Here is a 15,097-nt window from a genome sequence, read left to right on the forward strand (position 1 = left end):
GTCTTTAGATATGATGGCTTATCAGACTAGAATTATAAAGAAGCGGTTGCACTTCAAGCAACCTGCCGGTACGTCACGGGGGATATATACCGTAAGGAATGTGTGGTATGTGCTTCTTGCCGATACCGGAACCCATGCCTATGGGGTGGGAGAGTGTGCACCGTTACCGGCTTTGAGTTGTGATGATGTGCCCGGTTATGACGAAATCCTGGCGAATGCCTGCAAGAGGCTGGAGGAAACGGGGGAGATAGACCGGGAGGCGTTGCTTCCTTACCCTTCCATTCTGTTCGGGCTGGAAACCGCGTTGCAGCATCTTCGGGCACGGAGCCTGCGGCTGTGGGATACTCCGTTCGGCGCAGGAAAGGCGGGAATCCCTATCAATGGCTTGATCTGGATGGGCAGCTTTGACGAGATGTACCGGCGGATCGAGGAAAAGATGCGGAACGGTTTCCGGTGCATCAAACTCAAGATAGGCGCCATTGATTTTGAGAAAGAACTGGAGTTGCTGGCGCATATCCGCCAACATTTCACTCCCGAGGAGATTGTGTTGCGCGTGGACGCCAACGGGGCCTTTTCTCCGGCGGAGGCTCCCGGTAAATTGCAGCGTCTCTCCGGATTTCACCTGCATTCCATAGAACAGCCCATCCGTGCGGGACAGTGGGAGGAGATGGCGGAACTTTGTGCATCGTCTCCCTTGCCTGTTGGCCTGGATGAGGAACTGATAGGTGTCAACAGACGGGAGCAGAAGATAGAGCTTCTGGAGAAGATACGTCCCCGGTATATTATACTGAAACCTTCCCTGCACGGAGGCATCAGCGGCTCGAAAGAGTGGATAGAGTTGGCTGAAGAAAGGGGAATCGGTTTCTGGATTACTTCGGCCTTGGAATCGAATGTTGGCTTGAACGCGATTGCACAGTGGTGTGCGACTTTGCAGCCTTCCTCTCCCCAGGGATTGGGAACGGGGCTGCTGTTTACGGACAATATCGACTTCCCGTTGTCCATTCAAGGGGATTGCCTTTGGTTTGATCCCGAAGGACAGGAGCCGGATATCTTAAACTGGCTGGAACGATGAGGGCTTACTGTACGGATATAGCCCGGCAAACGATTCTGATAGATGGCGTCCGTTATTCCGGATGGGAAATCAGGGAACGGGCAGGAGGGATGCCTGCCGCTGCTCCGGACTTTAGGCAGGAGCTTTTTTCGTTTCTTGCCGGATGGTTTGACGGGGAGGACACCTTGCTTGTCCATACTTCCGGATCTACGGGCACGCCCAAGGAGATGCGGGTGGAGAAGGGGCGTATGATGGCAAGCGCCTGCCTTACTTGTTCTTTCCTGGGATTGCGGGAGGGGGACACTGCCTTACTTTGCATGCCCTTGAAGTATATTGCAGGGAAGATGGTGGTGGTACGCAGCCTGGTGGCGGGGCTCGACCTGTTGCCGGTCACTCCTTCGGGACATCCGCTGAAAGATCTGGCGGAGGCTCCTGTATTTGCCGCCATGATACCGATGCAGGTCTATAACTCCCTGCAAGTGCCCGGAGAAAAGGCGGTATTGCGGCAAATAAAGTCTCTTATCATTGGCGGGGGAGCCATTGACGACCGGCTGGCGGAGGAGTTGCAGGAACTGCCCAACGTTGTCTGGTCCACTTACGGCATGACGGAGACTTTGTCCCACATTGCCTTGCGGAGGCTGAACGGGTCCGGAGCTTCCGGCTGGTACACCCCGTTTGAAGGGGTGGATATCCGTTTAAGCGAGGATGGGACTCTTGTCATACATGCTCCCCGTGTATGTGAAAAGGAACTGGTGACGAACGATATTGTCGAGATGAATGGCTGCGGGCAGTTCCGCATCTTGGGACGGAAAGACAATACGGTGAACAGCGGCGGAGTGAAGATACAGATAGAACAGGTGGAGGATGCCTTGAAGGGACATATAGCCCAACCGTTCTTGGTCACTTCGGTCCCCGATGAGAAATTCGGGGAGATTATCGTATTGCTGATAGAGGGGCGGATACCGGAAAACCTTGATGAGATATATGAACGTGCCTTGCCGGCGTACTGGCGTCCCAAGCGTATTGTCCGGGTTTCCCGGATACCGTTGACCGGAACCGGGAAGCCGGACAGAGCCACCGCAAAAAATATTGCAAAAAAAAATCTCTTTTTATGATTTGAGTGTTAACGTGTTACCTCTGTCTTACGAAAAACTCTGAAAAAAATATCATGGAAAGATTTGCACAGTCCAAAAGTTTGCCATACATTTGCACCGCATTTGAGAGGAAATGCTGGTTATCAAAAAGGAAGTTTGGGTGAGTGGCTGAAACCACCAGTTTGCTAAACTGACGTACGGGTTACCGTACCGGGGGTTCGAATCCCCCAGCTTCCGCGAATTGCACTCTTAGCTCAGTTGGTAGAGCAACTGACTCTTAATCAGTGGGTCCAGGGTTCGAATCCCTGAGGGTGTACTAAGAAATGCGATGGTGGGTTCATCTAACGGTTAGGATACATGCCTCTCACGCATGACATACGGGTTCGATTCCCGTACCCACTACCAATGGAAAAACAAAAAGCGGCTGACTGATAAAAAGGTTGGCCGCTTTTTTGTTTCCCTCTCCGGACAGCTTTCCCGCATGTTCAAGAACTTTCCGTCCTTCTGCTTTGTTGTAAGTCCATGAGTATAAATCTATAAAAACATTAGCTTATGGATAAAATAATTGATTTGTTGGGACAGGAGGCGGAGTACTACCTGGACCATACGTGTAAGACCATAGATAAAAAGAACATCCACATTCCCGGACCGGATATGGTGGACCGGATATGGGTGGATTCAGACAGGAATGTACGTACCTTGAACAGTCTGCAGGCGCTCTACGGACATGGCCGGCTGGCGAATACGGGGTATGTGTCTATTTTACCGGTTGACCAGGGGATAGAACATTCCGCAGGTGCTTCATTTGCGCCCAATCCGGCGTATTTCGATCCGGAGAATATTGTAAAGCTGGCAATCGAAGGCGGTTGTAACGCGGTAGCGTCTACCTTTGGGGTGTTGGGGGCGGTAGCCCGTAAGTATGCGCATAAGATACCGTTTGTCGTGAAACTGAATCACAATGAATTGTTGACTTATCCCAATACATACGACCAGATTATGTTCGGTACAATCAAGGAGGCTTGGAATATGGGAGCTGTAGCCGTAGGTGCAACCATCTATTTCGGTTCCGAACAGAGCCGCCGCCAGATTGTGGAAGTGGCCCGGGCGTTTGAATATGCGCATGAACTGGGGATGGCAACTATCCTGTGGTGTTATCTGAGGAACAATGACTTCAAAAACAGTGGGGTGGATTACCATACGGCGGCCGACCTTACCGGACAGGCAAACCATATAGGGGTCACCATCAAGGCGGATATCGTGAAACAGAAACTTCCTACCAATAACGGCGGTTTCACGGCCATTCATTTCGGGAAAACCGACGAGAGGGTATATTCCGAACTGACCACCACGCATCCGATTGACCTTTGCCGCTATCAGGTGGCCAACGGCTATATGGGACGTGTGGGGCTTATCAACTCCGGCGGTGAATCGCACGGAGCATCCGACTTGAAAGATGCCGTTGTCACGGCTGTAGTCAACAAGCGTGCCGGCGGAATGGGGCTGATCAGTGGCAGAAAGGCTTTCCAGAAGCCGATGAAGGAGGGCGTGGAGTTGCTGAATACAATACAGGATGTGTATCTGGACCGGACGATAACGATAGCGTAATAGTGAAAGAGGACAGGGTGCGTGAGGTGAACGCACCCTGTTTTCTTTTCAGAGAAGATGAAAATAAAAGTTTGAATGGTTTCTTCTCTTGAAAAATACTTTTTATATTTGCGCCCGCTATGGTGAAGTATATCTTCTATATGTTGTTAGGGTTGTTCCTTATATCGAAGGTGGTGTCGGCTTCCGGTGATATAAAGGAATGCAAGGTGCTACATACCATGGACGCACGGCATGCTCCCGAAAAACGGTATATCCTATCGGAGGGGGACTTCAAGCAGTATGCGTCCGGAGTGCAACATGAATCTTACCATGACAAGGCAGACCATGCCAGTATCGGAAATAACTTTTCGTTCCGTTGTACCTCTCCTTCCAAGATATTGAGGAACCATACAGCCTCGATCACTGCCAGAATCGTGAGGTCTCTGAAGACCTTGCTTCCCGAAGAGAAAATGACTTCCTTTTCATTCGGCATAAATTCTTTCAACTTCTCTTACAGGTATTATGTCTATACCTTGAGGCGTATCCTTATTTAGTGCTTTCCTTTCTTTTTTCAAAGAGGGTTCTATCTCTTTGCGCCTTTCTCTTGTTTTTATGTAAGCACTGATAAATGATACAAAATGGATTTTTTATTGGATTTCATTCTTCATGTCGATCAGTATATGATTGATATTGTACAAGAATACCATACCTGGGCGTATGTCATCTTGTTCTTGGTTATTTTCTGTGAAACCGGTCTGGTGGTTACACCGTTTCTGCCGGGGGACTCCCTGCTGTTTGTGGCAGGTGCCATTGCCGCACAGCCCGATATGCCTGTCGAGGTAAATGTGCTGGCCTTGATTTTGTTTGCTGCCGCTGTTCTGGGCGATTCCTGCAATTATATGATAGGGCATTTCTTCGGGAGGAAGCTGTTCGGTAATCCCGATTCCAGGATATTCAGGCAGAGCCATCTTGAGAAAACACATGAGTTTTATAAAAAGTATGGCGGCAAGACCATTATCCTTGCACGCTTTGTACCCATCGTCCGTACATTTGCCCCGTTTGTGGCGGGGATGGGCAAGATGCACTATTACTATTTCATGCTGTACAATCTGGCGGGCGGGGCGTTGTGGATTGTCATTTTCTGCTACGCGGGATATTTCTTCGGAGACCTTCCCTTTGTACAGGAGAATCTTAAACTGCTGATTGTCGCCATTATAGTGGTGTCGGTATTGCCCGCCGTGGCCGAGGTGGTACGCGCCCGTCTGAAAAACCGTAAACAAACGAAATAATTTTAAATATACACATTTATGAAAAATTCTTTTTTTAGCAGGTTTACACCCAAAGAACCCAAGTTTTTTCCTTTGCTGAAACAATTGTCTGAAATACTGGCTGCTTCGTCGGAACTTTTAGTGGAGAGCCTGAAACATGACTCTCCTGAAGAAAGAACCGGTTTCTATAAGCGGATCAAGGATATGGAACGTGAGGGGGACAAGCTTGCCCACCGGATTCTGGACGAACTGGGAACTACTTTCATCACACCGTTTGACCGTGAGGACATTCATGACCTGGCTTCAAGTATAGATGATGTGATTGACGGCATAAACAGCTGCGCAAAACGTATTGCCATCTATAACCCGCACCCCATCTCCGAAAGCGGGAAGGAACTGAGCCGTATGATTCAGCAAGAGGCGGAATGCATTGTCAAGGCAATGGACGAGCTTGAGACTTTCCGTAAGAATCCGAATACCTTGCGCGGGTATTGTTCGAAAATGCATGACATTGAAAACCAGGCGGACGATGTGTATGAGTTCTTCATCACCCGGCTTTTTGAGGAGGAGAAAGACTGCATCGAACTCATCAAGGTCAAGGAGATTGTATATGAGCTGGAAAAGACGACCGATGCCGCAGAGCATGTGGGCAAGATATTGAGAAGTTTGATTGTGAAATACGCATAAACAGGCACACCACATGGAACTATTAGTGATTATCATCGTATTGGCTCTGATATTTGATTATATCAACGGTTTTCACGATGCGGCGAATTCAATAGCCACTATTGTATCTACGAAAGTACTGACCCCTTTTCAGGCTGTGATATGGGCTGCTTTCTTTAACTTCGTAGCTTTCTTCATAGCCAAATGCGTCATAGGAGGCTTTGGCATAGCCAATACCGTATCGAAAACGGTAGTGGAACCCTACATTACATTACCCATCATTTTGGCGGGAGTGATAGCTGCCATTGTCTGGAACTTGTTTACGTGGTGGAAAGGCATTCCTTCGTCGTCGTCGCATACCCTTATAGGCGGTTTCGCGGGAGCAGCCATCATGGCTCACGGTTTTGAGGCCATCCAGATGAATATCATCCTGAAAATTGCGGCTTTCATCTTCCTGGCTCCTCTGATAGGTATGGTCATTGCGTTCGGATTTACCCTGCTGGTGCTTTATGTCTGCAAACGGGCACATCCCCATGCTGCCGAACTCTGGTTCAAGAAACTGCAACTTGTCTCTTCGGCTCTGTTCAGCATCGGACACGGCTTGAACGATTCCCAGAAAGTGATGGGTATCATTGCCGCTGCCATGATAGCGGGACATTCCGAAGGGTTGGGAATGGGGATAAACAGCATTAATGACTTGCCGGACTGGGTGGCGTTTTCCTGTTTTACGGCCATTTCACTGGGTACGATGTCCGGTGGATGGAAAATTGTAAAGACGATGGGAACCAAAATCACCAAGGTAACCCCTCTGGAAGGAGTCATTGCAGAGACAGCCGGTGCCTTTACCTTGTATCTGACTGAATATCTGAAGATTCCGGTGAGCACGACGCATACCATTACGGGAGCCATCATCGGGGTAGGAGCCACCAAGCGGCTGTCGGCGGTCCGTTGGGGAGTTACCAAGAATCTGATGACTGCCTGGGTACTGACCATTCCGGTGAGCGGATTGCTGGCGGCGGCTGTTTATCTTGTCGTGGCTTTTTTCCTGGGGTAGATTTTAAATGTTAACAATGTTTCTTGCTTAATATTTTTGACCTCGGTAGATACTTTCTATCTTTGCAGCCTGAAACTGTAAATTGAATACACTTTGGACTGGTTGTATAGTTTGTTTGTTGAACACTCCGCTTTGCAAGCGGTTGTAGTGCTTTCGTTGATTTCCGCCATTGGATTGGGGTTGGGAAAAATACATGTTTGCGGCATTTCCCTGGGAGTGACATTTGTCTTTTTTGCCGGTATTGTTGCCGGGCATTTCGGCTTGTCCATCGACCCGCAGATGCTGAATTATGCGGAAAGTTTCGGATTGATTATTTTTGTCTATGCACTGGGCTTGCAGGTCGGTCCCGGATTTTTCAGTTCATTCCGCAGCGGGGGAGTGAAACTAAACATGCTTGCATCGGGTGTCGTATTGATAGGTACGCTGATGACGGTACTAGGCAGCTACAGTTTAGGAATCTCCCTGCCTGATATGGTGGGGATTCTTTGTGGCGCCACGACTAATACACCGGCGCTGGGAGCCGCGCAGCAGACCTTGAAACAGATGGGGCTGGAAGCCAGTACTCCGGCATTGGGATGTGCGGTGGCTTATCCGTTGGGAGTAGTGGGAGTGATCTTGGCGGTACTGGTTATCCGTAAGCTGCTGACCCGTAAAGAGGATCTGGAACTGAATGAAAAAGAGGATGCGAACAAAACTTATATTGCTGCATTCCAAGTACATAATCCCGCTATTTTTAATAAGAGTATCAAGGAAATCGGGGGACTGAATTATCCGAAATTCGTAATTTCCCGTCTGTGGAGGGACGGGAATGTGAGCATTCCCACTTCCGAAAAAGTGATCAGGGAAGGTGACCGCCTGCTGGTGGTAACCTCTGAGAAATATGCCCCTGCATTGACCGTGCTTTTCGGTGAGCAGGAACATACGGACTGGAACAAGGAGGATATAGACTGGAATGCGATAGACAGCCAGCTGATTTCACAACGCATTGTAGTGACGCGGCCGGAACTGAACGGTAAGAAGTTGGGGTCTTTGCATCTGCGCAACCATTATGGAATCAATATCAGCCGGGTGTATCGTAGCGGGGTACAACTGCTTGCCACTGCTGAGCTTACCCTGCAGTTGGGTGACCGCTTGACTGTAGTGGGAGAGGCGGCTGCCATTCAGAATGTGGAGAAGGTGTTGGGCAATGCCGTCAAGAGTCTGAAAGAGCCTAACCTTGTCGCCGTATTTATAGGTATCATTCTGGGACTGGCGTTGGGAGCCATTCCTATTTCCATTCCAGGCATCAGTGCCCCGGTGAAACTGGGACTGGCAGGCGGCCCCATCATCGTAGGAATCCTTATCGGTACGTTCGGGCCGAGAATGCACATGGTAACTTATACGACACGAAGTGCAAATCTGATGCTCCGTGCATTGGGACTCTCCCTCTATTTGGCCTGTTTGGGGCTGGATGCGGGTGCCCATTTCTTTGATACGGTATTCCGTCCGGAAGGGTTGATGTGGATAGGCGTCGGTTTTGCACTGACGGTAATCCCTGTATTGATTATGGGAATTGTGGCTTTCAAGGGGATGAAGGTGGACTTCGGGACAACGGCAGGAATGTTGTGCGGAAGTATGGCGAACCCGATGGCATTGAACTATGCCAATGATACCATTCCCGGTGATAATCCGTCTGTGGCCTACGCTACGGTTTATCCGCTATGCATGTTTTTGCGGGTAATCATAGCGCAAGTCCTGCTGATGTTCCTCATCGGCTGACAGGCCGGTTCAGTCGTAAAGCTTAAAATTGTAAATTTAAATGATATTATGGGAAATATAACTCCGGAAAGTATTGTCAATGACCTGCGTTATTTGCAATTATTGTCACGCAGTTTTCCTACTATAGCGGATGCCAGTACGGAAATCATCAATCTGGAAGCAATCTTGAATCTGCCAAAAGGTACAGAGCACTTCCTCACGGATATACACGGTGAATATGAGGCTTTCCAGCATGTCCTGAAAAATGCGTCGGGTGCCGTAAAGCGTAAAGTGAACGAGATTTTCGGGCATACCTTGCGTGAGAGTGAAAAAAAGGAGATCTGTACACTGATCTATTATCCGGAGGAGAAGTTGCAGCTGATAAAGGAACAGGAGACGGATTTGGATGACTGGTACCTGATTACCCTGAACCAGCTGGTGAAGGTCTGCCAGAATGTTTCTTCCAAATATACGCGCTCTAAAGTGCGTAAGGCGCTTCCGGCAGAATTCTCGTATATTATTCAGGAATTATTGCACGAGTCGAGCATAGAGCCCAACAAACATGCTTATATTAATGTGATTATCAGTACAATCATCTCGACCAAACGTGCTGACGATTTCATAGTCGCCATGTGTAACTTGATTCAGCGCCTGACTATCGACTCTTTGCATATCGTGGGTGATATTTATGACCGCGGACCGGGTGCGCATATTATCATGGATACGCTTTGTGACTATCATAACTTTGATATTCAGTGGGGTAACCATGATATCTTGTGGATGGGAGCTGCATCGGGCAATGATGCCTGCATAGCCAATGTCATCCGTATGTCTTTGCGGTATGCCAATCTGGCGACTTTGGAAGACGGGTATGGTATCAATCTATTGCCGCTTGCTACTTTTGCAATGGATACGTATGGAGACGATCCTTGTACGATCTTTGCGCCGAAGATGAATTTTGCGGACGGAGAATACAATGAGAAGACTTTAAGACTGATTACGCAGATGCATAAGGCGATTACCGTCATCCAGTTCAAACTGGAAGCGGAGATTATCAGCCGTCGTCCGGAGTTTGGGATGGAGGACCGCAAGCTGTTGCACAAGATCGACTTTGAACGGGGCGTATTTGTATATGAGGGGAAAGAGTATCCGTTGCGTGATACCCACTTTCCGACCGTTGATCCCGCTGCCCCGTACCGCCTCTCGGACGAGGAGCGTGAACTGGTGCACAGGATTCACACTTCTTTCATGAACAGCGAGAAACTGAAGAAGCACATGCGTTGTCTGTTCACATACGGCGGAATGTATCTGGTGTGCAACAGTAACCTGCTGTATCATGCTTCAGTGCCTTTGAATGCTGACGGTAGTTTTAAGCAGGTCCGCATCGGAAAGAAAGAATATTGGGGGCACAAGCTGTTGCAGAAAACGGACCAACTGATACGTACCGCCTATTTTGACGAAGATAACTCTGACAAGAAGCAGTTTGCGTTGGACTATGTATGGTATATGTGGTGCGGGCCGGATGCTCCTTCTTTCGACAAGGACAAGATGGCGACGTTTGAACGTTATTTCATCGCAGATAAAGCATTGCATAAAGAGACCAAGGGACATTACTATTCCCTGCGCAATGAGGCGGAGGTCTGTGACCGCATCCTCGATGAATTCGGTGTGGAGCCCGGACCTCATTCGCATATCATCAACGGGCATGTTCCGGTGAAGACCATCAAGGGAGAAAAGCCCATCAAGGCCAATGGAAAGTTGTTGGTAATTGACGGCGGTTTTTCAAAGGCCTATCAGCCGGAGACGGGAATTGCGGGCTATACCTTGGTATATCATTCACATGGCTTGCAGTTGGTGCAGCATGAACCCTTCCAGAGCCGTCAGAAAGCGATAGAGGAAGGACAGGACATCAAATCCACCACCTTTGTCATAGAATTCAATTCCCAACGTATGATGGTGAAGGATACTGACAAGGGAATGGAACTCGTGACCCAGATAGAGGATTTGAAGAAACTGTTGGTGGCGTACAGGACGGGATTCATTAAGGAGAAACAATAGGATCAGAAGAGTACCACTCCGCCTTCTATAATCATCCCTTTGTCGTAGGTCACCCCTTTGGTGTAGTAACGGCTGCCACCATATCCACCGGTAAGGAAAACGCCCAGGCGGTCCGTAAGTCTGTATTCCAGATTGACACGGGCCTGCAGGGCATACAGGCGGGCGGGGATGCCGTAGTTCTTGTTTTTGAAGGTTTCGATATGCTGGTAGCCTAAGTCGCCGCTGATGAACAGTTGCTTGTAAAGGGGCAGTTCCAGACCTGCGCGGTAGAAAAGGGCAGCCGAAAACTTGTCGCCGAAATCAAGGTAGTGGGTGCCTCCTCCCAAGATAGTGTAGAAAAGCCTGTTCTTGAAACGGGCGCCGACATTCAGTTTGGTGGCATTGCCGCCGAAAAGCATCATTTGTACTTTGGTATGGGGATTGGCGTTGACCAGTCCTAACTGGAAGCCGTCCAGACTTTTTTTATAATAGTTGAATAATCCGATCTGAATGCCTTTGGCCCGGATGGCCATGTTGACGGCAGAAAGTTGTACGCCTTTAGCCGTGCCGCCCGTTACGTTACCTAAACCGGAAATCTGGAGACCGGTCATATCGTCGGCTGTGATATTGGCAAGTCCGGCAAGCTGTACACCTTTAAGATCCTTGCCGACGACACTCAGTAATCCGGAAGAGGCAACTCCTTTGAAATTGCCGCCTGAGATATTGGCGAGACCGGCAAATTGCAGGCCGGAGGCACCGTCACCACTGACATTCAACAGGCCGCCCAGGATAACTCCCCGGCTGTTGTCTCCGTTGATGTTTGCCAGACCGGAGAACAGAACGCCTTGGGCATTGTTGCCGGTGATACCTACCAGTCCGGAAACGGATAGCCCGGTGAGGTTATTTCCGTTGATATTGCTGATACCGGCTATTTGGACGCCACGCATGCTTCCGCCCACCATGTTGGAAAGCCCTGCCGTCTGTAACCCGTTGGCATCTCTGCCTACCACCGAGCCAAGCACATTGGCTCCCAGACCATCCAGACGGTTCATGGAAGAGAATATACCGAGATTGAAGCAGGTGCTTCCTACGGTATCGGTGCGTTGGGTAGATATGTTTTTCCACAAGGAGAGATTGATGCCTATCGGACCATGGTCTGTGCGGGGAGTACGCTGTTGTTTCCGGGGAGTGTTTCCGGATGACTTCCGGACGGTGTCGTTGGGGGCACTGCTCCGGTTTTCTTGTGAAAAAGCTGCCCCTGCAAAGAACAGGGACAGTAAGAAGAGTGAAAATATCCGTTTCATATTATTTTTTGATTTCATCGGGCCAGGGAGCCGGTTGCCGGGTAGCACGCAGAATGGGACGTTGTGCATTTACTGACCGGAGATAGTTGCCTAATTTTTGGGACAGTTCGTTGACGAGTTCCGGCTTCTCCGGGGCAAGGTCATGCTGCTCGCTGATATCCGCCGGGACATTGAACAATTCACGTTTGCCGTCTCCGAAATAATATACCAGTTTCCAGTCACCGGAACGAATGGAGCAGGTAGCACCGATGCCGGGACCGGAAGGTCCCCAGCTGTGGGGATAATGCCAATATATATCCCGGTTCTTCATTTCACCTTTTCCGGTGAGCAGAGGCATGAAACTGATGCCGTCCCGTTGCTGTACGGTGGTATAGTTATCTATCCCTGCCATTTCAAGGATGGTAGGGAAAAAGTCTTCGATCATCAGATAGTGGCCGCACTTGCTGCCAGGAGTTACGACACCCGGCCAGCGTACAATCATAGGTTCGCGTACACCACCTTCATAGGCAGAACCTTTTCCGCTGTTGAGCGGGTAATTTTGTGTATGCAGCTGTCCGGCACGGGTATGGGCTGCCAGTCCGCCGTTGTCGGACATGAAAATGAGGATGGTATTTTGCGTGAGGTGATTCTTGTCCAGATAGTCCATGAGGTCTCCCAAGCTTTTGTCCATACCTTCGATGAGGGTAGCGTAGGCGGCTTCTACCGGTGGCAATCCCTTGTCAAGGTATTTCTGGTAAAAGCGCATGTCGGGCTGTATCGGTGTATGGATGGCATAGTGTGCCATATAGAGGAAGAAAGGCCTGTCCGTTTTCTGCGCGTTGTCCAGTGCTTTCATGGCCTCTATGGTAAGGGCTTCACTCAGGAAGGTGTCCGTACCATGATATTTCTCCAAGCCCGGGACAGCGGCCAGCGGGCTCCTGCCGTCTGCTTTATTGCCAAAGTTTTCCTTTCCGTAGTAGCTGGCGGGCGAACCGGCGGCATGTCCGGCGATATTGACTTCGAATCCCATCTTCAACGGATCGGCTCCGGGTGTGCTTTCCGCACCGAAATGTGCTTTCCCGCAGTGAATGGTATGATAACCGTTGTCTTTGAGTAACTCGGCAAGAGAGGTGACCTGTGTGGTCCGTTCCACACCCGGTTCCTGGCAGATGCCGTTGACGTTCCATTCGGGATAAATCATAATGGAGTCCGGTTGCTCATGTGTCGTATTTTTACGTAATGTCCAGCTGGTGACACGGTGCCGGGCGGCATTCATTCCGGTAAAAAGGCTGACCCGTGTGGGCGAACTGACACTGCAGGCATAGGCTTGCGTGAACATTTTGCCTTGCGCCGCCATTCGCTCCATATTGGGCGTATGATACGTGTCATTGTACTTGGTACGCTGTGTCCAGAACGGCAGGGATGTATCCTGCCATCCCATATCATCCACCAGGAACAGAATAATGTTCGGATGTTTTTCCGGAACGGATGCAGCACCGGTGGAAGGCATGCTGCAAACTTCTTCCGCCATACCGCACAACGGCAGCATGGCGGCAGATAGTAAGATTTTGCTTTTCATAAAAGGAATCACAACCTGATAATTGATTTTCTATTGCTTGTCTCATCCTTTAGCCTCTTGGTACAAGAAGCGTTTAATGGATTTTTTGGGCGTTTTTTCAAACTCTTCCGGATAGATTTTCATTTTGAGAATCTGGCTGTATGCAGGAAGTTCGGCGTTAAGGGCGATGCGGTTTTCCTCCATGACCCGTTCGATATCGTCATTATTCAAGCCATGGGCAAAAGCATCGTCGAAATCCGGATAAACCAGGCCGACCAACTTTTCGTTTTGTTGTACGATGATACTTTCAGCTACATACGGCAGGTTGTTCAATTTGTCTTCAATCTCTTCGGGATAGATATTTTGACCGCTTGGACCGAGAAGCATATTCTTGCTGCGCCCTTTAATGGTCACATTGCCTTCAGCATCCATCAAGGCCAAGTCACCGGTGCGCAGCCAACCTTCTTCATCCATAACTTCCCGTGTGGCTTCTTCATTCTTGTAATAACCCAGCATGACATTAGGGCCACGGCAGACAATTTCTCCCGGTATATTTTCCGGGTCGGGAGAGAGGATCTTTACCTCCATACGTGGAGCGGCTTTTCCGCAGGAACCTGCCTTGAAGCGTGACCAGTCCTCGTAGCAGATAATGGGGCCGCATTCCGTCATGCCGTAACCTACCGTATAGGGGAAGTCTATCATGCGCAGGAATTGTTCCACTTCCTGGTTGAAAGCGGCACCGCCTACGATTACTTCCGCGAAATTGCCACCGAAAGCATTGATTACCTGTTCGCGGACAGTCGATTTGATCTTGTCGTTGATGATGGGTACTTTCAAGAGCAGTTTCATGGTCGGCGTTTCCAGCTTGGGCAACACGTTTTTCTTGATAATCTTTTCGATGATGAGAGGAACGGCCACTACCAGATTGGGCTTTACTTCCGCAAATGCCTGGAAGATGATTTTGGGACTCGGCATACGGGTGAGGTAGTAGATGTGGCAACCTACCGCAAATTCGTACAGGAACTCGAATGCCAAGCCGTACATATGTGCCATGGGCAGCATGCACACCAGCTTGTCACCGGCCTTCAACGGCAGCACCTCGAAGGCGAAGTGGGTATTGGACCAAAGGCTGCGGTAGGGAAGCATGACACCTTTGGAGTAGCTGGTAGTACCGGAAGTATAGTTGATAACTGCCAGTTCTTCGGGCTGGTCCTGGTGGTAAGCGACATGTTCTTTACGGAAATTCTTGGGGTATTTCTTGCCGAACATTTCATTAAGGTGTTCGCGTGCATAATCCAGTTTCTCGCTGCGGGAAACGAGGATGGAAAAGTCTGTCATCAGCATGATGCCCTCCAGCAGAGGCATGGCACTTTCATTGAGGTTTTCCCAGACCTGGTCGCCCACGAAGAGAAGTTTCGCTTCAGAGTGATTGACGATGTTATGCACATTGTCCGCCTTGAATTCGTGAAGGATGGGCACGATAACCGCCCCATAGGTCAGTGTGGCGAGAAAAGTGACTCCCCAGTGGGAACTGTTGCGGCCACAGACGGCAATCTTGTCTCCTTTCTTTATTCCGCTTGCTTCAAAAATAATGTGGAGTTTTTCTATCTTGCGGGCTACGTCCTTGTATTGAAGGGTAGCTCCTTTATAATCGGTAAGGGCATCCAGATCCCAATTGTTTTTGATACTGTTTTCTATATAGGCGATAAAGCTCTGTTCCATGTTATTGCACATTTAGTTGAAAATTGTGCAAATATAAGGGTTT

At 49.4% G+C, this 15,097-nt stretch carries 12 protein-coding genes and 3 tRNA genes; 12 read left to right on the forward strand and 3 right to left on the reverse strand.

Annotation, left to right across the window (positions count from 1 at the left end):
* The first annotated feature begins 10 nt into the window (after positions 1-10).
* The 12 genes from HMPREF9446_RS13615 (at position 11) to HMPREF9446_RS13670 (ending at position 10,512) form a co-directional block, all read left to right on the forward strand.
* A complete protein-coding gene (locus tag HMPREF9446_RS13615; protein ID WP_009126289.1) occupies positions 11-1,072 on the forward strand; it encodes an o-succinylbenzoate synthase in 1,062 nt (353 codons plus the stop codon).
* A complete protein-coding gene (locus HMPREF9446_RS13620; RefSeq protein ID WP_009126290.1) occupies positions 1,069-2,166 on the forward strand; it encodes an AMP-binding protein in 1,098 nt (365 codons plus the stop codon). The genes HMPREF9446_RS13615 and HMPREF9446_RS13620 overlap by 4 nt, the downstream gene beginning before the upstream one ends.
* 129 nt (positions 2,167-2,295) lie before the next feature.
* A tRNA-Ser gene (locus HMPREF9446_RS13625) sits at positions 2,296-2,382 on the forward strand.
* A gap of 6 nt (positions 2,383-2,388) precedes the next feature.
* Positions 2,389-2,461, forward strand: a tRNA-Lys gene (locus HMPREF9446_RS13630).
* Between the two features lie 14 nt (positions 2,462-2,475).
* Positions 2,476-2,550 (forward strand) — tRNA-Glu (locus HMPREF9446_RS13635).
* A 147-nt stretch (positions 2,551-2,697) separates the two neighbouring features.
* On the forward strand, positions 2,698-3,750 hold the full coding sequence (locus HMPREF9446_RS13640) for a class I fructose-bisphosphate aldolase (protein ID WP_009126291.1): 1,053 nt from the start codon (positions 2,698-2,700) through the stop codon (positions 3,748-3,750).
* 119 nt (positions 3,751-3,869) lie between these two features.
* Positions 3,870-4,283, forward strand: coding sequence for a hypothetical protein (locus HMPREF9446_RS13645; RefSeq protein ID WP_009126292.1), 414 nt, complete (start codon positions 3,870-3,872; stop codon positions 4,281-4,283).
* Positions 4,284-4,367: 84 nt separating this feature from the next.
* Complete coding sequence (locus HMPREF9446_RS13650) at positions 4,368-5,018, forward strand: DedA family protein (protein WP_009126293.1); 651 nt, start codon at positions 4,368-4,370, stop codon at positions 5,016-5,018.
* Positions 5,019-5,036: 18 nt separating this feature from the next.
* The gene (locus tag HMPREF9446_RS13655) at positions 5,037-5,684 is read left to right on the forward strand and encodes a DUF47 domain-containing protein (RefSeq protein ID WP_009126294.1); all 648 of its coding nucleotides are present in this window, start codon (positions 5,037-5,039) and stop codon (positions 5,682-5,684) included.
* Positions 5,685-5,697: 13 nt separating this feature from the next.
* A complete protein-coding gene (locus tag HMPREF9446_RS13660) occupies positions 5,698-6,717 on the forward strand; it encodes an inorganic phosphate transporter (protein ID WP_009126295.1) in 1,020 nt (339 codons plus the stop codon).
* A 93-nt stretch (positions 6,718-6,810) separates the two neighbouring features.
* On the forward strand, positions 6,811-8,475 hold the full coding sequence (locus HMPREF9446_RS13665) for a putative transporter (protein ID WP_009126296.1): 1,665 nt from the start codon (positions 6,811-6,813) through the stop codon (positions 8,473-8,475).
* A gap of 48 nt (positions 8,476-8,523) precedes the next feature.
* Positions 8,524-10,512: a fructose-bisphosphatase class III gene (locus HMPREF9446_RS13670; protein ID WP_009126297.1), complete on the forward strand. Its 1,989-nt coding sequence runs from the start codon at positions 8,524-8,526 to the stop codon at positions 10,510-10,512.
* Between the two features lie 2 nt (positions 10,513-10,514).
* Here the strand turns inward: HMPREF9446_RS13670 and HMPREF9446_RS13675 are convergent, their stop codons facing one another.
* The 3 genes from HMPREF9446_RS13675 to HMPREF9446_RS13685 are packed head-to-tail and all read right to left on the reverse strand — an operon-like array spanning position 10,515 to position 15,054.
* Complete coding sequence (locus HMPREF9446_RS13675; protein ID WP_039969623.1) at positions 10,515-11,795, reverse strand: LA_2272 family surface repeat-containing protein; 1,281 nt, start codon at positions 11,793-11,795, stop codon at positions 10,515-10,517.
* 1 nt (position 11,796) lies between these two features.
* A complete protein-coding gene (locus HMPREF9446_RS13680) occupies positions 11,797-13,353 on the reverse strand; it encodes a sulfatase (protein WP_009126299.1) in 1,557 nt (518 codons plus the stop codon).
* Between the two features lie 42 nt (positions 13,354-13,395).
* Positions 13,396-15,054 (reverse strand): long-chain fatty acid--CoA ligase, encoded by a 1,659-nt coding sequence (locus HMPREF9446_RS13685; protein ID WP_009126300.1) that lies wholly within the window; start codon positions 15,052-15,054, stop codon positions 13,396-13,398.
* Between the last annotated feature and the right edge of the window lie 43 nt (positions 15,055-15,097).

The sequence above is a fragment of the Bacteroides fluxus YIT 12057 genome (genome assembly GCF_000195635.1).
GTDB classification, from domain to species: domain Bacteria; phylum Bacteroidota; class Bacteroidia; order Bacteroidales; family Bacteroidaceae; genus Bacteroides; species Bacteroides fluxus.